We start from the raw sequence: 23028 nt of genomic DNA on the forward strand, positions 1-23028 counted from the left end.
GCACTCGACAGGATTCGAACCTGTGACCGCTCGGTTCGTAGCCGAGTACTCTATCCAGCTGAGCTACGAGTGCATTTTGTGTTTTTAGACCAGACCACAACTGGCTGAAACCAAGTTACTTACATTGCTGCAACTAACTCTTAAATGGTGCACTCGACAGGATTCGAACCTGTGACCGCTCGGTTCGTAGCCGAGTACTCTATCCAGCTGAGCTACGAGTGCATTTGTGTTTGTTAGACCAGATCACACCTGGTTGAAGCCGAGTCATTTACATTGCTGCAATTGACTCTTAAATGGTGCACTCGACAGGATTCGAACCTGTGACCGCTCGGTTCGTAGCCGAGTACTCTATCCAGCTGAGCTACGAGTGCATTTGTGTTTGTTAGACCAGATCACACCTGGTTGAAGCCGAGTCATTTACATTGCTGCAATTGACTCTTAAATGGTGCACTCGACAGGATTCGAACCTGTGACCGCTCGGTTCGTAGCCGAGTACTCTATCCAGCTGAGCTACGAGTGCATTTGTTGCGCCGCATTATAGCCCGTCTAATCTCTATTCCAACCACTTTTTCTATTAATTTCAACAACTTACAGAAAAAGCCAGATTACAACGTACTAAGCAAATAATGGCGGAGAACGGGGGATTCGAACCCCCGACACCCTTGTGAGGTGTACTCCCTTAGCAGGGGAGCGCCTTCGGCCACTCGGCCAGCTCTCCGCAACACGGGGCGTATCTTAACCAACCTTTTCCCCGTTTGCAAACATAAAAATCAATAAAAATTAATGACTTGGTTCTTCGTCCTTCTCTTTCTTTATACGCAGGTAGATTTCCTCACGGTGCACGGCGACCTCTTTCGGGGCGTTGACGCCGATACGCACTTGATTTCCTTTGACGCCGAGCACGGTCACGGTGATTTCGCCATCACCGATAATCAGGCTTTCTGCGCACCGACGAGTCAGAATCAGCATACCTTTCTCCTCACGCGAATCATTTCAGGGACAACAGTCTGCAAAAAAAAGGCACCCGACCTACAACCGGAGCGATCGTAGCCCTACATGCCTGAGTATTGACCAGCGCGAGCAAAAGAACAGTTCAGGGCTCGCGCCATTCAAAAAATAAAGGGCGCGGTCAGACCGCGCCCTTCATTGACCAGGATTACTCGCCCTGACGGGCCGGAGCGTCCAGTTCGAAAGCCGTGTGCAGGGCGCGCACGGCCAATTCCAGGTACTTCTCTTCAATCACTACGGAAACCTTGATTTCCGAAGTCGAGATCATCTGGATGTTGATGCTTTCCTTCGCCAGGGATTCGAACATGCGGCTGGCCACACCTGCGTGGGAACGCATGCCGACGCCGACGATCGAGACCTTGGCAATCTTGGTGTCGCCGACGACTTCACGGGCACCGATCTCGCGAGCGGTGTTTTCCAGCACGGTCTGTGCGGCCTGGTAGTCATTGCGGTGCACGGTGAAGGTGAAGTCGGTGGTGTTATCGTGCGCGACGTTCTGCACGATCATGTCGACTTCGATGTTCGCGGCACTGATCGGGCCGAGAATCTTGAACGCCACGCCCGGGGTGTCTGGCACGCCACGGATGGTCAGCTTGGCTTCATCGCGGTTGAAAGCGATGCCGGAAATGATCGGCTGTTCCATGGTTTCCTCTTCATCAATAGTAATGAGGGTGCCCGGACCCTCCTTGAAGCTGTGCAGTACGCGCAGCGGAACGTTGTACTTGCCGGCGAACTCCACCGCGCGGATCTGCAGCACCTTGGAACCGAGGCTGGCCATTTCCAGCATCTCTTCGAAGGTGATCTTGTCCAGACGCTGAGCAACCGATACCACACGCGGGTCAGTGGTGTAGACACCATCGACGTCGGTGTAGATCTGGCATTCGTCAGCCTTCAACGCAGCGGCCAGCGCCACGCCGGTGGTGTCGGAACCACCACGACCCAGGGTCGTGATGTTGCCGTGCTCGTCGACGCCCTGGAAACCGGCGACCACAACCACGCGGCCGGCCTTCAGGTCGCCGCGAATCTTCTGGTCATCAATCTGCAAGATACGCGCTTTATTGTGCGCACTGTCCGTCAGGATCCGCACCTGGTTGCCGGTGTACGACACCGCTGGCACACCACGCTTGATCAGCGCCATGGCCAACAGGGCAATCGTCACCTGCTCACCGGTGGAAACGATCACGTCCAGTTCACGCGGAACCGGTTGATCTTCGCCACTGATTTGCTTGGCCAGATCGATCAGACGGTTGGTTTCGCCGCTCATTGCAGACAGCACAACCACCAGGTCATCGCCGGCATCGCGGAATTTCTTAACCTTGTCGGCGACCTGCTCGATTCTCTCGACAGTGCCGACCGAGGTGCCTCCAAATTTCTGTACGATCAAAGCCATTTCAAAGCCGCCTCTGCCCATGAAGGGCGCCCAATAATCACTCAAACAGCCGCCGGGCCCGCCACTAGACTGCGGGCCCGTCAAGCCGTCTTATAAACCCTGCTCGACGAATGGAACGGTCAGCGCCAGTGCGCCATCCAGTGCGCCAGCGTCGACACCGCCGCCCTGCGCCATGTCCGGACGACCACCGCCCTTCCCGCCCACTGCCGCAGCAGCCTGCTTCATCAAATCACCGGCTTTGAGTTGGCCAGTCAGGTCCTTGGTCACACCTGCAACCAGTACGACCTTTTCCTCATGGACACTGCCGAGCAGGATCACTGCGCGACCGAGTTTGTTTTTCAGCTGATCGACCAGCGCCAGCAGCGCCTTGCCGTCCTGACCATCCAGACGCACGGCCAGGACCTTCACGCCCTTGACGTCCACGGCCGAGGCCGACAGATCGTCGCCTGCGGCAGCAGCGGCCTTGGCCTGCAACTGCTCGAGCTGCTTTTCAAGCGCACGGTTGCGCTCCAGCACAGCCGACAGCTTGTCGATCAGGTTGTCGCGGCTGCCCTTGACCAGGCTGGCCGCTTCCTTGAGTTGTTCTTCCGCCGCGTTCAAGTAGGCCAGCGCCGCAGCGCCGGTGACCGCTTCGATACGACGCACACCCGATGCCACACCGCCTTCGCTGATGATTTTCAGCAGGCCGATGTCGCCGGTACGGTTGGCGTGGATACCGCCGCACAGCTCGACGGAGAAATCACCGCCCATGCTCAGCACGCGCACGTTGTCGCCGTACTTCTCGCCGAACAGCGCCATCGCGCCTTTCTGCTTGGCGGTTTCGATGTCGGTTTCTTCGGTTTCAACAGCGGAGTTCTTGCGGATCTCGGCGTTGACGATGTCTTCCAGCGCTTTGATTTGCTCAGGCTTGATCGCTTCAAAGTGGCTGAAGTCGAAACGCAGGCGCTGGCTATCAACCAACGAACCTTTCTGTTGAACATGCTCACCGAGCACCTGACGCAATGCAGCGTGCAGCAAGTGGGTGGCCGAATGGTTCAACGAAGTCGCATGACGCACTTCGGCATCCACGTGGGTTTCCACTGGCGCGCCGATGAGCAGGCTGCCGGACGCCAGCACGCCGTGGTGCAGGAACGCGCCGCCGGTCTTGGTGGTGTCGCGCACATCGAAGCGGCTGTTGCCGGCCTGCAGATAACCGCAGTCGCCCACCTGGCCACCGGACTCAGCGTAGAACGGCGTCTGATTCAGAACGATCACCGCCTCTTCGCCTTCATTCAAGACGTCGACCGACTGGCCATCTTTATAGATAGCGACAATTTTCGCCGAACCGCTGGTGTCGGTGTAACCGGTGAACTCGGTGGCCACATCAACCTTGACCAGCGTGTTGTAGTCCAGACCGAACGAACTGGCCGAACGTGCACGAACACGCTGGGCTTCCATCTCGCGTTCGAAACCGACTTCGTCGATGGTCAGGCTGCGCTCGCGAGCGATGTCCGCAGTCAGGTCCATCGGGAAACCGTAGGTGTCGTAGAGTTTGAACACCACGTCACCCGGCACTACGGTGCCTTTGAGTTCCAGCAGATCCTGCTCGAGGATCTTCAAGCCGTGATCCAGAGTCTTGGAGAACTGCTCTTCTTCGGCCTTGAGCACGCGTTCGATGTTCGATTGCTGCTTCTTCAGTTCCGGGAACGCTTCGCCCATTTCGGCGACCAGCGCTGCAACGATCTTGTAGAAGAAGCTGCCGGTGGCGCCCAGCTTGTTACCGTGACGGCAGGCACGACGGATGATCCGGCGCAGCACGTAGCCACGGCCTTCGTTGGACGGCAGCACGCCGTCGGCGATCAGGAAACCGCACGAACGGATGTGGTCCGAAACAACCTTGAGCGACGACTGATCGCCATTTTCGCAGCCGATTGCTTCGGCCGATGCGCTCAGCAGGTTCTTGAACAGGTCGATTTCGTAGTTGGAATTGACGTGCTGCATCACCGCACTGATCCGCTCCAGGCCCATGCCGGTATCCACCGACGGCGCTGGCAACGGATGCAACACGCCGTCGGCGGTGCGGTTGAACTGCATGAACACGTTGTTCCAGATCTCGATGTAACGGTCGCCGTCTTCTTCCGGCGAACCCGGTGGGCCGCCCCAGATGTGGTCGCCGTGATCGTAGAAAATCTCGGTGCATGGGCCGCACGGGCCGGTATCGCCCATGGTCCAGAAGTTGTCGGACGCGTAAGGCGCGCCTTTGTTGTCGCCGATGCGGATCATGCGCTCGACCGGCACACCGACTTGTTGGGTCCAGATGTCATACGCTTCGTCGTCGGAGGCGTAGACGGTGACCCAGAGCTTTTCCTTCGGCAGTTTCAGGACACCGGTCAGGAACGTCCAGGCGAAGGTAATCGCGTCATGCTTGAAATAGTCACCGAAGCTGAAGTTACCCAGCATTTCGAAGAAGGTGTGGTGACGGGCGGTATAACCGACGTTTTCCAGGTCGCTGTTCTTGCCACCGGCACGCACGCATTTCTGGCTGCTGGTCGCACGGGTGTACGCGCGCTTTTCCTGGCCCAGGAAGCAGTCCTTGAACTGGTTCATCCCCGCGTTGGTGAACAGCAGGGTTGGGTCGTTGCCCGGAATCAAAGAGCTGGAGGCTACACGGGTGTGGCCTTGCTCTTCGAAGAAGCGAAGGAAGGCTTCACGGATTTCTGCGCTTTTCATTAGGTTCTTCCACGGAGGCTGCGGCCAAAGGCCTGTACGAAACGTCAACAGACGAAACGACGGCAAAGGGCCGCATTATATCGGCCCTGCGCGCGGGGTACAGCGTGTTTATACGATAGAAACGGTCAATTGAGGGGCTAACGCTGTCACTTGCGCGAAAACTCGACGAATGTCGCGATCACTTGCTCGATTTGCGAACGATTGACGTCCATGTGCGTGACCATCCGCAGACGGGCGGCAGCGCTCAATTTGATCCCGCGCTCGGCGGCAAACGCCTTGATCGCCTCGGCACGGTCGCCCATCTGCACGTAAACCATGTTGGTCTGCACCGGCTCGACGGTGAAACCGGCCGCACGCAGGCCTTCGGCCAGAAATTGCGCGTTGGCATGATCATCCGCCAGACGCTCGATGTTGTGATCCAGCGCGTACAGCCCCGCCGCCGCCAATAACCCGGCCTGACGCATGCCGCCGCCGACCATCTTGCGCAGGCGCCGCGCCTTGCCGATCAACTCGACCGAACCGCAAAGCACCGAGCCGACCGGCGCGCCTAGGCCTTTGGACAGGCACACCGACACTGAATCGAAGTGTTGCGTGATTTCCCGGGCATCGACCCCAAGCTTGACCGCCGCGTTGTACAGCCGCGCGCCGTCCAGATGCAGGGCCAGTCCGTTGTCCTGAGTGAACTGGCGAGCCCGGGCCAGATACTCCAGCGGCAGCACTTTGCCTTGCATGGTGTTTTCCAGCGCCAGCAGACGGGTGCGGGCGAAGTGAAAGTCGTCAGGCTTGATCGCCGCCGCCACCTGATCCAGGTCCAGCGAGCCATCGGCCTGCACTTCCAGCGGCTGCGGCTGGATCGAACCGAGTACCGCTGCGCCACCGCCCTCGTACTTGTAGGTGTGCGCCTGCTGACCAACGATGTACTCGTCACCGCGTTCGCAATGCGCCATCAAGCCCAGCAAGTTGCTCATGGTGCCCGTCGGGACGAACAGCGCCGCAGCAAAACCCAGCCGTTTTGCCAGTTCGGTTTCCAGACGATTGACCGTCGGATCTTCGCCATACACATCATCACCGGTGGCCGCAGCGGTCATCGCGTCGAGCATGGCGGGAGTCGGTTGGGTGACGGTGTCGCTGCGAAGATCGATAACACTCATGAACCTGGCCTCTAGTCAGCAGGGGAAATCCCTTTTCGTAGAGGAATTACTGCGGGCATGGCGCGGATTAATCAACCCTCGCGCAAGGAAAAGTCGTTTCCACGCTTCGAAAAATCCGATGGCAATCATCACAAAGGCGCAATGCACAGCCCGCCGATCTGTGTTAAAAACGCTGCGCCGCCCGATAAAGGGTGGCGAAACGTTCTCAGGGCGGGGTGCAATTCCCCACCGGCGGTAATTGCGCGCAATGCGCATAGCCCGCGAGCGCTTGGTGTCAGGCACGGCAAAAGCCGTGAGCGGCGGCAAGGTCAGCAGACCCGGTGTGATTCCGGGGCCGACGGTCATAGTCCGGATGAAGAGAGAACGGGATTGACGCCAAAGGGCCGTCCGCCGTGTTCGCGCGAGCGTGCGTACCCTTGAATCCCTTTCGATTCATAACGCCCTGTTTTTCACACAAACAGGAGTCAGAACATGCAACCCACCGCTATCGACAGCAAAAGCAAACACACTCACGGCGAGCGCGTCGCGTTCATCCAGGCCTGCTGGCACAAGGAAATCGTCGACCAGAGCCGTAAAGGCTTCCTCGCCGAAATGATCGCCCAGGGCTATCAGGAATCGGACATCGATTTCTTCGAAGTCGGCGGCGCCTTTGAAATGCCTCTGCACGCCAAGCTGCTGGCCAAGACCGGCCGTTATGCCGGTATCGTCGCGGCCGCCCTGGTGGTGGACGGCGGGATCTACCGTCACGAATTCGTCGCCCAGTCGGTCGTCAGCGGCCTGATGCAGGTTCAGCTGGAAACCGAAGTGCCGGTGTTCTCGGTATCGCTGACCCCGCACCACTTCCATGCCGGCGAAGAACACCAGAAGTTCTTCTTCGAGCATTTCGTGCACAAGGGTCAGGAAGCGGCGAAGACGTGCGCGGATACGCTGCAGAAAGTGCGTGCGTTGCGCCGCACCGAGCCGCGCGCCGTAGCGGTCTGATGCAATAACGATATCCCCCGCGCTGCGCGGGGGAGATTCAGTGTCAGGCCAACTGCGCGTCAGTGGTCGGCACAATCAAAATGCCCGCCCGCAGGCCGTTCTTGACCTTGGGATTGGGGAAGATGATCCGCGCGCCCTGCTCCTCGATGATCCAGCGGGTATTGGCCAGGTCTTCGGCCAGCACATAACCCACATCCAGTTCCGAAAAGTTTTCGATGTCCGCCGGCAGGTTCAGGCGGAACGCATCGCTGTGCTTGATGATTTCCCGGGCCACGCTGAACAGTTGCAGACCGTCCAGCCCCTGCTCGGCCATCTCCGGCTCGGTGCCTTCGATGATCTGCTTCAGACGGGTTTCCAGCAGCGACACATTGACCCCGGCGTTCTGCCCGAACGGCCGCGCCTTGCCCAGTTCCAGTGTGAAGGACTCGGCACCGAGCTTGTCGTAGGTGTAGGAGCTGAACACGATCGACGGCTTGTTCTGCAACAGCACCGCCTCCATGCCGGCCGCACGCAGACGGGACAGTTCAAGACGGGAATGCTGGCGACCCTCCTTCCACGGATACAGGGCGAACTGCTCGATCTTCGAACCGCGAATCGCCGTGTGCAGGTCGTAGTGCAGACGCTGACGATCAGGAAGGCTGAAGAAGCTCGCGGCCAGACGTTCCAGCTCGCAGGCGCGCAGGGCTTCGGAACCGCTGCTTTGTTCGTGACGGCCGTTGAACAGCCGATTGACGTCCTGCTCGATGAAACGCTCGCCCTTGCGAATCGCTTCCGGGTTGCCGAACAGGAACAGAATGCGTGCGCGCGGCTTCAAGTCGCCGCGGGCAATGTCATGCAGCAACCGGTCGAGCAATTCGATCGGCGCCGTTTCGTTGCCGTGGATCCCTGCCGACAGCAGCAGGTCCAGGCCATTGTCGCGTGCTTCGGGTGGCCGGACTTCCAGCGCACCCTCGCTCAACCAGCGCATGCGCACGCCTTCGACAGTCAGTTGAGTCTTCTCCGCCGGTTCGCGGCCGGCGAGGGTCAGTTCAAGCAGTTTGCCGAGGGCGAGCATAGAGCGGTTTCCTTAGTGGTCGTGGTTGCAATCCGGGCCGTGCACGTGGTCTTCGTCGTCGCCGAGGTCAGCCGGTTCCATCTCCAGTTGCAGACTTACCAGATTAGTCGCCAATGGGCGCAACAGCAGGTTGGCGTATTCAGCATCGCCTTCTTCGACGTCCACGCCGATCAACAGTTGGCCGCGGCCGTCCTGCTGGATCCACAGCTCTTTGCCTTGCCACATGACCGCGACGCGGGTGCAGGAAGTTTCCAGTTGCTTGCCGTCGGTGTCTTCAAGGATCAGCCGCAGGGAATCGCTCATGTCTTTTTTACGCTCTGTTGGGGTGACAAGCCGCGCGCCGCGTTCAGGCGGCGCGCCGGCCATCAATTGATCTGGAATGGATAAACCGCGCCCAGTTTAAGGATTTGCGTCAGTTCATCCAGTGCCGTCCGGCATTCAAGCAGCAATTGCGGGTCCGCCAGATCGCTTTCGCTCAGGCGGTCGCGGTAGTGCTTTTCAACCCATGCGGTCAACGAACCGTACAACGGGGCGGTCATGATAACCCCTGGGTTGACGGCCGCCAGCTCGGTTTCGTTGAGCGCGACGCGCAGTCGCAGGCACGCCGGGCCACCGCCGTTCTGCATGCTTTGCTTGAGGTCGAAAACCTTCACTTCACGGATCAGGCCGCCGGAGCTGGTCAGGCCTTGCAGGTAATTCCACACGCGCTCGTTGCCACGGCACTCTTCCGGCACGATCAGCAGCATCGAACCATCAGGGCGCGACAGCAACTGGCTGTTGAACAGGTAAGAACGCACCGCGTCGTCCACGGTGACCGCCGAGCGTGGCACGCAGACCGACTGGAACTTGCCGCCGACCTTGGCCAGCTTGGTTTGCAACTCGGCCAGCATCTGCTCGGTGTCGAGGAACGCGTCCTCGTGATAGAACAGCACCTCGCCGTTACCTACCGCGATCACGTCGTTGTGGAACACGCCCTGATCGATCACGGCCGGATTCTGCTGCGCGTAGACCACGCCTTCGTCACGCAGGCCGTGCAGACGGGCAACGGCTTGCGAGGCTTCGAGGGTCTGGCGCGCCGGGTACTTTTGCGGCGCCGGGTAACGGGTGTCGAACGCACTGCGACCGAACACGAAGAATTCGACGCCCGCCTCGCCATACTCACGGCAGAAACGCGTGTGGTTGGCCGCGCCTTCGTCGCCGAACTGCGCCACCGCCGGCAATGCGGCGTGGTGAGCAAAGTGTTGCTGGTCAGCGAACATCGCACCGAGCACGCGGCTGGTGGTCGGGTGCTCGATGCTGCGGTGATATTTGCAGTTCAGGTTGGCGGCGGTGAAATGCACGCGACCGTCAGCGGTGTCGGCACTCGGGCTGACCGTGGCCGCGTTGGCCACCCACATGCTCGACGCCGAGCAACTGGCGACCAGCAGCGGCATCGCGTCTTTCGCGGCGCGCTCGATGACCTGGGCGTCGGTGCCGCTGAAACCCAGACGGCGCAAAGCGGCCACGTCCGGACGCTCCTGCGGTGCGAGAACGCCCTGCTGAAAGCCCATTTCCATCAGCGCTTTCATTTTCGCCAGGCCTTGCAGCGCCGCTTCCTTCGGATTCGAGGACTGCTGGCTGTTGCTCTGGGACGCAACGTTGCCGTAGGACAGACCACCGTAGTTATGGGTCGGCCCCACTAGACCGTCAAAATTGACTTCAAAGGATTTCATCAGCGAGGCTCCACGAGAATCTGTTTTTATAGGCATCAAATAACAATCGAGTGCAATCGAGGCGCGACGCGCCTCACGCCATCTTCACGCCAGGCGTCAGGGCCGCCGGCATCACCAGGCTCGGGGTTTCCAGCGAGGCCACCGGGTACGCGCAGTAATCCGCCGCGTAGTAGGCACTGGCGCGGTGGTTGCCCGAAGCGCCGACACCGCCGAACGGCGCGCTGCTCGCAGCACCCGTCAGCTGTTTGTTCCAGTTGACAATACCGGCACGGCTTTCCAGCCAGAACTGCTGGTAGCGCTCTTCGGAATCCGACAGCAAGCCAGCGGCCAGACCAAACGCGGTGTCGTTGGCTTCGGCAATCGCCGCCGCGAAATCGGCGTAGCGGATCACTTGCAGCAACGGGCCGAACAGTTCTTCGTCGGAGCGATCGGCAACCGCCGTCACATCAACGATGCCCGGGGTCAGCAGCGCCGACTGCGCCTGTGGCTGAGTCATTGCCAGCAGCGACACTGCGCCATTGGCCAGCAGATGTGCCTGGGCATCCATCAACGCTTTCGCCGCGCCGAGGGAAACCACCGAGCCCATGAACGGCGCCGGCTGCTGATCAAACGCGCCGACTTCGATGGTCGAGCTGACGTCCACCAGACGCTTGAGCAGACTGTCGCCCCACGCGCCTTGCGGCACCAGCAGACGACGGGCGCAGGTGCAACGCTGACCGGCGGAAATGAACGCCGATTGAATGATCGTGTACACCGCCGCATCGAGGTCAGCGACCTGATCGACCACCAGCGGGTTGTTGCCGCCCATTTCCAGCGCGAGGATCTTGTCCGGACGACCGGCAAACTGCTGGTGCAGGTGATTGCCGGTACGACTCGAACCGGTGAAGAACAGACCGTCGATGCCCGGGTTCGCCGCCAGAGCGATCCCGGTCTCACGGGCGCCTTGCAGCAGGTTCAGCACGCCGGCCGGCAGACCGGCCTCGATCCAGCACTTGACCGTCAGCTCGGCGACTTTCGGCGTCAGCTCGCTTGGCTTGAACAGCACGCTGTTACCGGCCAGCAGCGCCGGCACGATGTGGCCGTTCGGCAAATGCCCAGGGAAGTTGTAAGGGCCGAACACCGCTACCACGCCGTGGGGCTTGTGGCGCAACACGGCGGTGGCGTCGCCCAATGGACCGCTCTTCTCGCCAGTACGTTCGCGGTAGCTTTGCACCGAGATCGCGATCTTGTTGACCATGCTGGTGACTTCGGTCGCAGCTTCCCACAGCGGCTTGCCGGTTTCCTCACCGATGGTGCGGGCCAGCTCGTCGGCGTGGTTTTTCAGCGCGGCGGCGAAAGCCTCAAGCACGCTGATGCGCTCTTCCAGGGTACGACGGGCCCAGCTCGGGAACGCCTGACGCGCAGCCTGCACGGCCGACTCGACCTGAGCGGCAGTGGCGCCCTCCCCCGACCACAGCACTTGCTGGGTCACCGGGTTCAGCGATTGAAAGGCCTCGCCCTGACCGGCCAGCCACTCACCTGCGATGTATAGCGAATTCATTATTTCGACTCCCGAGCAGCGGACAACGCCACGGCGCGAACCTGATCGCCAGCGTTGAGTTGAAGACGTTTGGCGGTCAGCGGATCGACCACCAGGGTGCCGGCGGCCAGACGGGCCGGCGCAGCCGTGATGCGGCAGTCTTCGCGTTTGCGGTTATGGATGATGAACGGCGTGGCGTCTTCGCCCGGCGTGCCGATGGCCAGCACCAGCGCCTCGCTGTCACGCACCGCGCGGATCTTGCTGGTCTCGCACTCGATGGCCGGGCCGGCATCGAAGATGTCGACATAGCCCTGATAGCTGAAGCCTTCGCTCTTGAGCATCGCCAGCGCCGGCTCGGTGTCCGGGTGCACCTGGCCGATGACGTTGCGCGCGTCCGGCGACAGGAAGCAGGTGTACAGCGGGAATTTCGGCATCAGTTCGGCGATGAACGCCTTGTTGCCGACGCCGGTCAGGTAATCGGCCTGGCTGAATTCCATTTTGAAGAAGTGACGGCCCAGGCTTTCCCAGAACGGCGAACGGCCGGCTTCATCCGACACACCGCGCATCTCGGCAATGATCTTGTTGCCGAACAGCTGCGGGAATTCGGCGATGAACAGCATCCGCGCCTTGGACAGCATGCGACCGTTGAGGCCGGTGCGGTAGTCGGCGTGCAGGAACAGCGAGCACAGTTCGGAGTTGCCGGTCAGGTCGTTGGCCAGGAACAGCGTCGGGATCTCGCGATAGATGTTCAGCTCCTGCGAGGCGCTGACGGTCAGGCCGACACGGAAGTTGTACCAAGGCTCGCGCAGACCGACGGCGCCGGCGATGGCGGAAATCCCCACCACGCGACCGTTGTCGTCTTCGAGCACGAACAGGTAGTCCGCGTCGCCACGGCCGGCTTCACCGCGAAAGGTCTTCTCGGCCCAGCCGACCCGGTGGGTCAGGCGCTCTTCGTTGGCCGGCAACGTGGTCAGGCCGGTGCCGGTGCTGCGGGCCAGGTCGATCAGAGCGGACAAATCGCTGCTGCGTACGGGACGAACAATCATGCTATCTCCTCAAACGGGCCGCCGTGGCCACCCGTGAAACTCGCTAAGGCGTTAAACCGCCACCAGGCGCACGCTGGCACCTTCACCGACGCCCAGGGCTTCGGCCGCTTCCAGATCCAGGGTCACCGGTTTGCCCGGCGCGTAATCCAGTTCCAGCAATACCGCGCGGTAATCCTGCAACTGGGCATTGGCCACCAGATACTGGCGCCCGGCACCTTTGACCGGCTCGCCGATCTTCACCGGCACCACACGGCTCTGGGCGATCGAACGGATCCCCGAGACGCGTGCATGCAGGGTCGGGCCACCGTCGAAAATGTCGATGTAGTGATCGGTCTCGAAGCCTTCGCGCATCAGGATGTCGAAGGTGATCTGCGCACGCGGGTGAACCTGGCCCATCGCTTCCTGAGCAGAATCCGGCAGCAGCGGCACGTAGATCGGGTAATGCGGCATCAGTTCGGCGAGGAACGTGCGGCTTTTCAGGCCACACAGACGCTCGGCCTCGGCGTAGTTCAAGTCGAAGAAGTTGCGACCGATGGCGTCCCAGAATGGCGAGTCGCCGTTCTCGTCGCTGTAACCGACGATCTCGGTCACCACCGAATCAGCGAACCGCTCCGGGTGGCTGGCGACGAACAGCAGACGGCCACGGGAGTTGAGTTCCGAGAACGGCGAACCCACAAGCTCGCGCTGCACGTAGAAACTGGTCAGCAGACTGTTGCCGGTCAGGTCGTGGCATTGCGAGAGCACGTGGATCTTGTTGTGGATCTTCAGCTCGCGGGAAGCGTGCACGAAGGTCTCGTTGCGAAAGCTGTAGAACGGCTCGGAATAACCGGCCGAAGCGACGATCGCCGAGCAGCCCACCAGTTTGCCGGTGGCGGTGTCTTCAAGGACGAAGAAGTAACTTTCTTCACCGTTGAAGCTCACTTCGGCAGCAAACGAGGCTTCGCTCGCGGCGATCTTGTCGCTCAGGCGTTCAACGTCATCCGGCAAGGAAGTGACACCAATCGGGCTGTCCGCAGCCAGACGCTGTACCTCGCCCAGATCAGCCATTTGCGCGGGGCGCATCACCAGCATGGTGTCACTCCTTTCTCAACTTCAGGTCGGCGAAAGCGCCGACTCGGGAAAAAAATGCCGGGCAGGCCCGGCACAGGAAAATTGTCCCGCCACCAGTCCATGACGACAGGCGGCGGGCGGTCTTGCATGAATCAGGCTTGGGTCAGTTTCGCTGCAGCACGTTCGAAGCGATCCAGACCGGCGTCGATATCCGCGTCTTCAACCACCAGGCTCGGGGCGAAACGGATCACGTCCGGACCCGCCTGCAGAATCATCAGGCCTTCTTTTTCAGCGGCGTTGAAGATGTCCTTGGCCTTGCCTTTCCAGGCATCGCTCAGCACGCAACCGATCAGCAGACCGAGGCCACGCACCTGGGTGAACAGGCCGTACTTCTCGCCGATCTGTTGCAGGCGGGTCTTGAACTTGTCGTGCTTGGCGTTGACGCCGTTCAGCACCTCAGGGGTGTTGATCACGTCGATCACCGCTTCGGCCACGGCGCACGCCAGCGGGTTGCCGCCGTACGTGGTGCCGTGCGTGCCGACGACCAGGTGCTTGGCCAGCGCTTCGGTGGTCAGCATCGCGGCGATCGGGAAGCCGCCGCCCAGGCTCTTGGCGCTGGTCAGGATGTCCGGAACCACACCGTAATGCTGGTAGGCGAACAGGTTGCCGGTACGGCCCATGCCGGTCTGCACTTCGTCGAACACCAGCAGCGCGTTGTTCGCGTCGCACAGTTCACGGGCACCTTGCAGGTAAGCCAGCTCGGCCGGCAGTACGCCGCCCTCGCCCTGGATCGGTTCCAGAACGACCGCGCAGGTCTTGTCCGAAACAGCGGCTTTCAGAGCCGCCAGATCGTTGTACGGTACGTGGGTGATGCCGGTGATTTTCGGGCCGAAACCGTCGGAGTACTTCGACTGGCCACCGACGTTCACGGTGAACAGAGTACGGCCGTGGAAGCTGTTGAGCGCAGCGATGATTTCGTACTTCTCGGTGCCGAAACGGTCGAACGCAACCCGACGGGCCAGCTTGAAAGCGGCCTCGTTGGCTTCGGCGCCGGAGTTGCAGAAGAACACGCGCTCGGCGAAGGTGGCGTCGATCAGCTTGTGCGCCAGGCGCAGGGCCGGTTCGTTGGTGAACACGTTGGACACGTGCCACAGCTTGTTCGCTTGCTCGGTCAAGGCACCGACCAGCGCCGGGTGCGCGTGACCCAATACGTTGACGGCGATGCCGCCGGCGAAGTCGATCAGCTCGCGGCCGGCCTGGTCCCAGACGCGGGAACCGGCGCCACGCACCGGAATGAAAGCGGCAGGCGCGTAGTTGGGAACCATAACCTGGTCGAAATCGGCGCGTTGTACCGCAGCGTGCTCAACGGACATCGGAGTCTCCTGATGAGGGCCACCCGCCTGAAACTGGCGAGCGATGGGGGGATTGTAAGGACAGTTTTCAGCCCGGCCTTGCCGCCAAGCGACAACTTCTTATAGCGCAAACCCCGGATTTTCCCGGGTTTACGGCAATGCGACATATAGCGTCGCAAAGGCGCAGTTTAAACTGCCGCCGGCCATTGCAGCACTCCTGCGAGCTTATCAATTGCGAAGGCGCTTGCTGTCATACATATGTACCACCGGACACGGGATGCATTTTGCTCTGCTTGAGCTCCTTATCGACGCTCAAGGACGCCAACGATGTCTTCCACCACCGGGCAATCGCTCAACCCCGCTTCTCACTATGAACCGCTGGCCAAAGCGATCCCCGAATGGCTGGGCAAGGCCTCTCCCGCCCGACGCTCCGCATTGAAGAACAGCCGTCTCTCCCTCACCGACTCGCTCAAGTCAGCCCCGCGACCGCAGCACGACGCCCTCAGAAACGCCATCACCCAGCACATGACGGCACAAAATGCTGTCGATCAAATGCTCGACCGCGTGCAAAACGCCAGCACCTTCGCCGAGCCTCTGCTGACCGAGGCGCTGAAGTCGCGCTTCGACCTGGACGTGAATGTCAGGGAAACCTTTTTGCAGTTGTATATCCTCGTCACAGCGGCTGGCATGACCACCGGCACCCGGACGTGGACGGTGTCTCTGCTGGAGGCGGCGCTGCATAACTTTGAGGTTGGCGAAACAGAAGCCGGGGCGTATGCCAGCGGCTCCTCGTTCATCACCCGCCCGTCGGCGACGGGGCAATTCGAAACGCTGGCGCCGCTCAATGCGAAACCCGGCATCCCGGCCTTTACCCGTCTTTGCCGGGAGCTGGATATCGGCGCCCGCTACAAGAACTATCTCGAGGAAAACCTCGCGATTTCCAACCCGGTCGCGGCTGCTGTGCTGAGACACAAAGTCAACGCGACGCAAAAAACCGCACTGCGAGTCGCACTGAAGATGGCCCGGATGAAGGGCGATATCAGTGAAGCGAATCTGCTGTCGATTGAAAGCCTGCTGGATGGCGCAACCACCGTATTGATGAACGGCCAGCCAATGCGGTGCCACGACCTGACGATGATGTCGGTCGCCCTGACCGGGATCGTGATATTTGCGCCAGACCTCGAACGCACGAAAACCGCAGTCAGTGTGGTGGCTTACTTACCGGATGACCCGGAGCATCCGATCAAGGAGTACCGCTCCACCGCAGACCTTGCAAAAGAACTGATCCGGCAATTGCGCGGGACCGACTATCAGCGATTCTTCAGCCGCTTTTTCGCTCACGAGCAGCGTGGACAATTTTTCGGCCAGCTCAAGCAACGCCTGAGCGAAGTGAAATGGCACCCGCCCCAGGTCGGCAGTCAATTGCCGTCCTGGCACGAGACGCCCATCGAAAAGCCTGACCTGCAACTCGCTGTCACGCCCATCGTCGGCGATCTTTGGGAACATCTTTATCAGGGCAAGCTGAACAAGATCCTCAACGATGGGGCGGTGATTGCAGTTCCAACCGCAATGGTCGATCGCAATGCACGCTGGAGGCGCTGGGATTCATTTGTCAGTGTCGCGGCGTCGATCCTGGAAATTGCCGCGCTCGTCGTTTTGCCGTTCGTACCGTTTCTGGGCGAAATGATGATGGCGTACATCGCTTACCAACTGCTCGATGAGGTCTTTGAATCGGTCATCGACTGGACTGAAGCTCAAACGACCGAAGCCTGCGAACATTTCTTCGCAGCACTCGAATCGCTAATCCAGCTCGGCGCTTTCGGGATCGGTACCGGCATCGCCATGGCCGAATTGCCCAAGGTGTTGCCGGCCGAGGTGGTGGCGTTCATGGATCGCTTCCAGCCGGTGAAACTGCGTAACGGCAAAACCCTGTACTGGAAGCCGGATCTGCAAAGCTACGCCCGTGACATCGTGCCTGCGGCTGGTTCCACACCCGACGCGCAAGGCTTGCACTGGCATCAGGGTAAAAAACTGCTCCCGCTGGAGCAGGCGCACTTCGTCGTCAACGATCACGAGACACCCGGCAAGTTGCGGATCGAACACCCCGCGCGCACCGATGCCTATGAACCGATCGTGCGGCATAACGGCGAAGGTGCGTTTCATACCGAACTGGAAAATCCGCTGCAGTGGGACGGCGCCACCGTGCTGCGACGTATCGGCCCGCGCATGGAACCGTTCGCCCCGGCCCGGCGCGAGCGAATGCTTCAAGTCAGCGGCTACACCGAAGATGGCTTGCGCAAGATGCACGTGAATCAGGAGCGCGTGCCACCGTTGCTGGCCGACACCATCGAGCGCTTCAGGATCGATCAGGATCTGCAGACGTTCATCGAGCAACTGACCAGCGACGATCCAGCGATTTATCGCAAGGCCGATCCGTTGATCCAGCTTCAATTGCTCAACGAGCAGGGCTTGTGGCCGGACACCAAACGGCTGCGCCTGATCAATCCCCGGGGCGAAACGGTCTGGCAGTCCTCCGACAATGCGCAGCTCCCCCTGACAGACATTCACGCTGACCGGCTTATCGACAGCGACCTGCTCAAGACCTTGCTGCAAACCCTCGGCGAAGCCGAAATCCACGCCCTGCTCGATGAAGCGCTCGGACAGAAAATCGCCCTCGATGTACGCAGTCGTCAACTCAGGATCCGGCTCGCGCAGATCGCCGAACAGCAGCGCCCTGCTCTGTTCGAACAACGCTATCAATCACTCCAGCATCACGATACCCCGCTGGTGAAACAAGTGGCCCGGCACGTACCGCAACTGCCTGTCAGGATAACCGAAGAACTCATTCACACCGCCACCGGCACCGAGCTGCTGCAACTGGGCGAAGGCGCGTTTCCAGAGCGTCAGCAGCGACTCTCTGAAAACGCCCTGCACGAATTGCGGATCACCCGCGCCTATGAAGGACTGGAAATCGATTCGGTGCACAACCCGGATTCCGAAACCCTGGCACTGCACAGTCTGCCGCTGCTGCCGGGCTGGTCAGACGCGGTGAGTCTCGAAGTCCGCGACCAGTCGTTTGCAGGGAACAGGCTCGACACCACCGGCCCCGTGGGTGCTGCCATCGAGAAAATTCTGGTGCGCCGGGCCGACGGCACCTGGCAACCGTTCGACCAGGCCGGACTGGAACTGCACGGCCCGACGGATTTCTACACCAGCGTGCTGCAAGCCTTGCCCGATACACAGCGCCGGGCAATGAACCTGCAAATCGGCGAAGGGCAGAAACTCCGGCAGCTCATACGCGACAATCCCCTGCCACGCGCCAGCCTGCGACTCACACTGGCAGTCGAAACCGCTCCCGCTGCCGACGTCGACCCCCTTCGCCTGCTGGGCGCTGAAGGTTACTCACGCAATCTGTCACCCGACGACTCACCGCCTACCCTGGAAACCCGGGTGCGCGATGTTTTTCCCGGCATCACGCAAGAAGGCCTGCAGGCGATGGTGCTGCACCTGCAAAGCCATCTGGAGAATCCGATTGCCGAGCTGTCGCGCCTGCGCCTCGAATACGCACGCCTGGAAAACGATCTTGACCAATGGCGCCTCCAGGAAGTGCGGATCGATCCCGCGACCGGCCAGGAACTGTCCCTCGCCCGGCGGGCAGCCGCAGGGCGTGACCGACAAGTGTTCGCCCGCACACTGCTCAGTTGCTGGCGCCGGGAAACCCAGGAACGCTTTGGCTATCGCATGCGCTTCACCGAGCCTCTGCTGGGCGACCTGCCGGTGCTGACGGCGGACTTCAGCCATGTCATCAGCCTGGAATTGAGCGGCAGCGGAACATCTGCAGGCATCGAGACTTTCATAGGCTGCTTCCCTCGATTGTCCCGTCTCGACCTGCAGAACTTCGACCTGCACAACTTGCCGCAAGCCATCACGACCCTGCCCACCCTGCGGCAACTGCGGCTGCGTAAATGTGGAATCATCCTGACCCCGGAAAACCAGGCGCTACTGACATCACTCAACGAACTGGTGGAGCTGGACCTGAAGGACAACCCGCTGGGAACGAGCTTCGACGTGACCTTCATGCCTTCGCTGACCTACCTCAATCTGTCGCGCACCGGGATTGCCGAAGTGCCCGTCGGCTTGATCGATCACCCGCAGATCAGGAGCGCCTGGCTGACCGACAACCAGATCACCACGCTGCCCACAGCGCTGTTCGAGTTCTCGCCCACCGCCGGGGCCGGATACGATTTTTCCGGCAACCCACTCTCCGCCGCCGCGCGCGAACGGGTGAAAACCTATTTCACCCGCACAGGCGTCAATTTCGGCGTTCGCGCCGAACAGGCCGACATTGTTCGTACCAGAGCGCTGTTTCCGGACATCGACGAGGGCCAGGCCAGCGGCCTGATTTATCGCTTGCCCGGCTCACTGATTCAGGGCCGTCTGCAACTGACGGCGTGGGAAACCGAGTTGGCCACGCTGAGTACCGAGCTGACTCGCTGGGCCAGGGACATTCCCGACCGCGACCCGAACAGCGGCGTGATGCTGGAGGCCAACGAACGGTTTACCGAACAGGATGCGCGCGAGACCTTCGCCGGCAAGCTGCTGCGCCTGTGGCGTCACCGCTCGAAAATCCATCCTCACGCCAGGGCCGATGTCTTCACGGCCGAAGCTACGTTTATCGGCGACCTGCCGCAAATGAGCGCCGACTTCCACCACCTCACTGCGCTGACCCTCAACGGCAACAAAGGCCTGCGCGGCAATGCACCCTTCCTCAAAAGTTTTCCCCGGCTCAAGCGGTTGTTTCTACGCGATGGTGAACTCGATCAATTGACCCAAACCCTCACCGGGCTGCCGATGCTGGAGGTATTGGTACTGGACAACTGCGGCGTGAGTTTCACCGCCGAGTCACTGACGGCGCTGGCCGCGATGCCCAGACTCGAATCACTGGAACTGCCACGAAATCCGTTGGAACTGGTACCCGACCTGCAAACCCTGAGTTCTCTGACTTACCTTGACCTGTCGCGTACGGGCCTGCTGGAAATCCCGCCCGGCCTGATCGATCACCCGAAAATCAAGACCGCGATCCTCAGCGAAAACCAGATCACCGAACTGCCCGAGGCACTGTTTGAGTTATCGGCCCAGGCTGGTGACGGCTACGACCTGTCGAACAACCCACTGACCCTCGCCACTCGAGAAAGGATCAAACAGTACTGCCGTGAAACCGGCCAGGATTTCGCCGTCCTCGCCGACGCGGCCGATATCGAAACCACCCAGCAGCTGTTCCCCGACCTCGACGCGCAGGACGCCAGCGATGTGTTCTACAGCTTGCCGGGCTCGCTCGAGGATAGCCGTAGCCAGCTGCGGCACTGGCAGGCAGAAATCCGTCAACTGAACGCCGACCTTGCGCGATGGGCAACGACAGGGCCAAGCACTCATCCGACCACGGGGCAATTGCTTAACCCCCGGCAGTTATTCGTGATGCAGGCGAACAGAAGACAATTTGCTCAGCGGATCGAAGAGTTGTGGCGTTTCCGCCTGACTGAGAAACCCACAGAACGAGGCAATGTACTGATCGCGGAACTGCCTTTCATCGGCGAGCTTCCCGTGCTGTCAGCGGACTTCAGCCACATCGCCAAACTGACCCTCGACGGTAACCCGACTCTGAGCGGCATCGATGCCTTCCTTTCATCCTTTACCGGCCTTCGTCACTTGGAACTGCACGAATTCAGACTGGAGCACTTGCCCCAGGCGTGCGAGCGCATGCCCTCGCTGGAACGTCTGGTACTGGAGTACTGCGAGCTGACCCTGACGCCACCCACCCAGGCTCGCCTGTCTTCGATGGCCCGATTGCAGTTCCTCAACCTGAGCCATAACCCGTTGGGCGCCACACCGGAGTTGAAGAAATTGCCGGCGCTGATCCATGTGCGACTGATCGACACCGGAATCACCCACCTGCCGGAAGGCCTGGTCGAACACCCGACACTGATCATGGCCAACTTCGATAACAACCGGATCAGCGAACTGCCCGACAGCCTGTTCGACCTTCCCGTGCTTTCGCCCAACCAGTTCATTCTGGGCGAAAATCCGTTGTCACCCGCCACGCGCGAACGAATCAAAAGCAGCTACCAGCGCAACCGGCAAAACTTCGGGGTGTCGATGCCCCAGACGGATATCGACCGCGTGCTTGCGCTGTTTCCCGCACTGGATGCCGAGCAAGCGAGTCGAATGCTCTACCTGTTGCCGGGAACACTTGATCAAGGTCGCCTTCAAATCGCTCAATGGGAAACGGAATGGCAGCAGTTGGATGCGACGCTCAACCGTTGGGTCGGGGACATTCCCACACAACATCCTTCAACCGGTGCCCAGTTCACTGATGAGGAAAAAGTCGTTGAGCGCTCCGGGCGCGATCAGTGTCGCCGGGATCTGCAAACATTCTGGCGCACCCGCTCAACAGCCCAACCCGAGGTGCGGTCAAACAGGCTGGTTCTCAACCTCCCCTTCATCGGTGAGCTGCCGACGCTGAGCGCAGACTTCAGCCACGTCGCAACCCTGTCGATCACCGGCAATGCCCAGTTGCGTGCCGGCGATGGATTCCTTGGCGCTTTCACAGGGCTGAAAACCCTGGAACTGCGCGACCTCGGCTTGCAACAAGTGCCGGATTCATTCCGGCGCATGCCTGCCCTGGAAAGTCTGGTACTGAGCAACTGCGCTGTGGTGCTGGATACCGAAGGTCGAGCCACTCTCGCCTCGCTGACGCGCTTGAAGAAACTCGATCTCTACAACAATCCGCTGGGGTTGGCTCCGGACATCCGTTCCCTGCCGGCGCTGGATTTTCTCGATCTGGCCGGTACCGCGATTGCCGAGGTACCCATCGGGATGATCAATCATCCGGAGCTGGAAATCGTCATCCTCAACAACAATCGCATCAGTGAGATTCCAGACGAAGTTTTCAACTTGCCGGCGGAAATCGGCAATGGCTACGACTTCGGCAACAACCCCCTGAGCCCTGCGACTCGTGAACGGGTCAAAGACTACTTCAGACGCACCGGCGGTGATCTCGGCGTGCTTGCCGAAGAAGCGGATCGAGCGCGGGTGCAAACGCTGTACCCCGCGCTGGACAATGATCAGGCCAGCACTTTCATCTATCGCCTGAGCGGAACGTTGGCCGACGGTCGCCAGGAAGTGGCGCGTCGGGAAACGGCGCTGAGTGATCTCACCCGCAGCCTCACCCTTTGGAGCGACGACATTCCGGCGAATCCGCTCAACGGCCAGCCACTGTCGGAAACCGCACGATTGCGACAGGAGCAACTGCGGTCACAGTTCGCCGAAGCGCTGCTGACCTGCTGGCGCAAGATCCCGATAGAGGATTCAAGTCTGGACAGTTACGGGTTCAGCCATACCGTGAGTTTCATCGGCGAACTGCCGACGCTGGGCGCCCCATTTCCCTACGTGCCAGACCTGTTCCTGGTGGGTGACAGCCACTCATCACGGCTCGGTCGTTTCCTCGAAGCCTTTACCGGCCTCGACAGCCTGGCAATCCGCGAATTCAATCTGGGCGATATTCCCAAGGACGTCTTCACCATGAACCGGCTGACCGCGCTGAGCCTGCCGGACTGCGAAATCCGCCTGACACACGAGTCAGTCGCGGCACTGGCGGGGATGGACAAACTCGAAGTGCTCAACCTGCGCAACAACCCGCTGGGGCTGACGCCGGACGTGAGCAACCTGCATGGTCTGACCGATCTGGACTTGAGTGATACCGGGATCACCGAGATACCAAAAGGGACGCTGGAAAACCTGTACTGGAACGAGCTTGACCTGTCCGACAATGCGATCACTGACATACCGGAAGAAATAATGGATGTGCCCGCGACGGTCGGTGACCGCTACGACTTGCGCAACAATCCGCTGTCACCCCAAAGCCTGGCCCGGGTTCGGGCTTACTATCAGGAAACGGGTAACAACCTGAACGTTGCCAGCATCGACGGTACGCCGAGACTGCCGGAAATGAGGCCTGATCTGGAAATCGAAGACTGACCGAGACAGCGCCATGGCAGCC

Annotated in this window: 13 protein-coding genes, 5 tRNA genes and 1 riboswitch; of the genes, 2 read left to right on the forward strand and 16 right to left on the reverse strand. The window is 60.5% G+C overall.

The features are described from left to right. The 9 genes from AC1RME_RS16260 to ltaE all read right to left on the reverse strand — a co-directional run bounded on the left by AC1RME_RS16260 (position 1) and on the right by ltaE (position 6258). Positions 1-73 (reverse strand) — tRNA-Arg (locus tag AC1RME_RS16260). A 72-nt stretch (positions 74-145) separates the two neighbouring features. Next, positions 146-222 (reverse strand) — tRNA-Arg (locus tag AC1RME_RS16265). A 72-nt stretch (positions 223-294) separates the two neighbouring features. Beyond that, positions 295-371: transfer RNA gene (locus AC1RME_RS16270), tRNA-Arg, on the reverse strand. A gap of 72 nt (positions 372-443) precedes the next feature. Continuing rightward, positions 444-520, reverse strand: a tRNA-Arg gene (locus AC1RME_RS16275). A gap of 107 nt (positions 521-627) precedes the next feature. Next, positions 628-718: transfer RNA gene (locus tag AC1RME_RS16280), tRNA-Ser, on the reverse strand. A gap of 62 nt (positions 719-780) precedes the next feature. Further along, a complete protein-coding gene (gene csrA / locus AC1RME_RS16285; protein WP_002554426.1) occupies positions 781-969 on the reverse strand; it encodes a carbon storage regulator CsrA in 189 nt (62 codons plus the stop codon). A 187-nt stretch (positions 970-1156) separates the two neighbouring features. Beyond that, positions 1157-2398 (reverse strand): aspartate kinase, encoded by a 1242-nt coding sequence (locus AC1RME_RS16290; RefSeq protein ID WP_096818090.1) that lies wholly within the window; start codon positions 2396-2398, stop codon positions 1157-1159. A 90-nt stretch (positions 2399-2488) separates the two neighbouring features. Further along, positions 2489-5107 carry an alanine--tRNA ligase gene (gene alaS / locus AC1RME_RS16295; RefSeq protein WP_096818092.1) on the reverse strand — a complete coding sequence of 873 codons (2619 nt, stop codon included), beginning with the start codon at positions 5105-5107 and terminating at the stop codon, positions 2489-2491. 146 nt (positions 5108-5253) lie between these two features. Next, positions 5254-6258 carry a low-specificity L-threonine aldolase gene (gene ltaE / locus AC1RME_RS16300; protein ID WP_096818093.1) on the reverse strand — a complete coding sequence of 335 codons (1005 nt, stop codon included), beginning with the start codon at positions 6256-6258 and terminating at the stop codon, positions 5254-5256. A gap of 197 nt (positions 6259-6455) precedes the next feature. Beyond that, positions 6456-6627: riboswitch (FMN riboswitch) on the forward strand. 102 nt (positions 6628-6729) lie between these two features. On the opposite strand from ltaE, the gene AC1RME_RS16305 reads away from it, so the two are divergent. Then, entirely contained in the window at positions 6730-7239 is a 510-nt protein-coding gene (locus AC1RME_RS16305) for a 6,7-dimethyl-8-ribityllumazine synthase (protein WP_011335530.1), read from the forward strand. Positions 7240-7282: 43 nt separating this feature from the next. On the opposite strand, the gene astE is transcribed toward AC1RME_RS16305, so the two are convergent. The 7 genes from astE to AC1RME_RS16340 form a co-directional block, all read right to left on the reverse strand. Continuing rightward, complete coding sequence (gene astE, locus AC1RME_RS16310; protein ID WP_493091557.1) at positions 7283-8293, reverse strand: succinylglutamate desuccinylase; 1011 nt, start codon at positions 8291-8293, stop codon at positions 7283-7285. Between the two features lie 12 nt (positions 8294-8305). Then, positions 8306-8596 carry a topoisomerase II gene (locus AC1RME_RS16315; protein WP_096818644.1) on the reverse strand — a complete coding sequence of 97 codons (291 nt, stop codon included), beginning with the start codon at positions 8594-8596 and terminating at the stop codon, positions 8306-8308. A gap of 62 nt (positions 8597-8658) precedes the next feature. Beyond that, entirely contained in the window at positions 8659-10005 is a 1347-nt protein-coding gene (astB, locus tag AC1RME_RS16320; RefSeq protein ID WP_192558777.1) for an N-succinylarginine dihydrolase, read from the reverse strand. A gap of 73 nt (positions 10006-10078) precedes the next feature. Next, positions 10079-11548 carry a succinylglutamate-semialdehyde dehydrogenase gene (astD, locus tag AC1RME_RS16325; RefSeq protein WP_493091598.1) on the reverse strand — a complete coding sequence of 490 codons (1470 nt, stop codon included), beginning with the start codon at positions 11546-11548 and terminating at the stop codon, positions 10079-10081. Continuing rightward, positions 11545-12570, reverse strand: a complete 1026-nt coding sequence (gene astA, locus AC1RME_RS16330; RefSeq protein WP_096818101.1) for an arginine N-succinyltransferase — start codon at positions 12568-12570, stop codon at positions 11545-11547. The genes astD and astA overlap by 4 nt, the downstream gene beginning before the upstream one ends. A gap of 51 nt (positions 12571-12621) precedes the next feature. Further along, entirely contained in the window at positions 12622-13641 is a 1020-nt protein-coding gene (gene aruF, locus AC1RME_RS16335; protein WP_096818103.1) for an arginine/ornithine succinyltransferase subunit alpha, read from the reverse strand. Between the two features lie 131 nt (positions 13642-13772). Then, positions 13773-14993: an aspartate aminotransferase family protein gene (locus AC1RME_RS16340; RefSeq protein WP_096818105.1), complete on the reverse strand. Its 1221-nt coding sequence runs from the start codon at positions 14991-14993 to the stop codon at positions 13773-13775. A 306-nt stretch (positions 14994-15299) separates the two neighbouring features. On the opposite strand from AC1RME_RS16340, the gene AC1RME_RS16345 reads away from it, so the two are divergent. Continuing rightward, the gene (locus AC1RME_RS16345) at positions 15300-23006 is read left to right on the forward strand and encodes a dermonecrotic toxin domain-containing protein (RefSeq protein WP_493091558.1); all 7707 of its coding nucleotides are present in this window, start codon (positions 15300-15302) and stop codon (positions 23004-23006) included. Positions 23007-23028 lie beyond the last annotated feature (22 nt).

This window comes from Pseudomonas sp. GW822-FHT03F08, from assembly GCF_058801265.1.

What these genes read in the sequence shown, in the direction of transcription:
- AC1RME_RS16305 (WP_011335530.1), top strand. Translation starts at nt 6,730, where the DNA reads ATGCAACCCACCGCTATCGACAGCAAAAGCAAACACACTCACGGCGAG.
- astB (WP_192558777.1), bottom strand. Translation starts at nt 10,005, where the DNA reads ATGAAATCCTTTGAAGTCAATTTTGACGGTCTAGTGGGGCCGACCCAT.
- alaS (WP_096818092.1), bottom strand. Translation starts at nt 5,107, where the DNA reads ATGAAAAGCGCAGAAATCCGTGAAGCCTTCCTTCGCTTCTTCGAAGAG.
- csrA (WP_002554426.1), bottom strand. Translation starts at nt 969, where the DNA reads ATGCTGATTCTGACTCGTCGGTGCGCAGAAAGCCTGATTATCGGTGAT.
- aruF (WP_096818103.1), bottom strand. Translation starts at nt 13,641, where the DNA reads ATGCTGGTGATGCGCCCCGCGCAAATGGCTGATCTGGGCGAGGTACAG.
- ltaE (WP_096818093.1), bottom strand. Translation starts at nt 6,258, where the DNA reads ATGAGTGTTATCGATCTTCGCAGCGACACCGTCACCCAACCGACTCCC.
- astE (WP_493091557.1), bottom strand. Translation starts at nt 8,293, where the DNA reads ATGCTCGCCCTCGGCAAACTGCTTGAACTGACCCTCGCCGGCCGCGAA.
- AC1RME_RS16340 (WP_096818105.1), bottom strand. Translation starts at nt 14,993, where the DNA reads ATGTCCGTTGAGCACGCTGCGGTACAACGCGCCGATTTCGACCAGGTT.
- AC1RME_RS16290 (WP_096818090.1), bottom strand. Translation starts at nt 2,398, where the DNA reads ATGGCTTTGATCGTACAGAAATTTGGAGGCACCTCGGTCGGCACTGTC.
- AC1RME_RS16315 (WP_096818644.1), bottom strand. Translation starts at nt 8,596, where the DNA reads ATGAGCGATTCCCTGCGGCTGATCCTTGAAGACACCGACGGCAAGCAA.
- astA (WP_096818101.1), bottom strand. Translation starts at nt 12,570, where the DNA reads ATGATTGTTCGTCCCGTACGCAGCAGCGATTTGTCCGCTCTGATCGAC.
- AC1RME_RS16345 (WP_493091558.1), top strand. Translation starts at nt 15,300, where the DNA reads ATGTCTTCCACCACCGGGCAATCGCTCAACCCCGCTTCTCACTATGAA.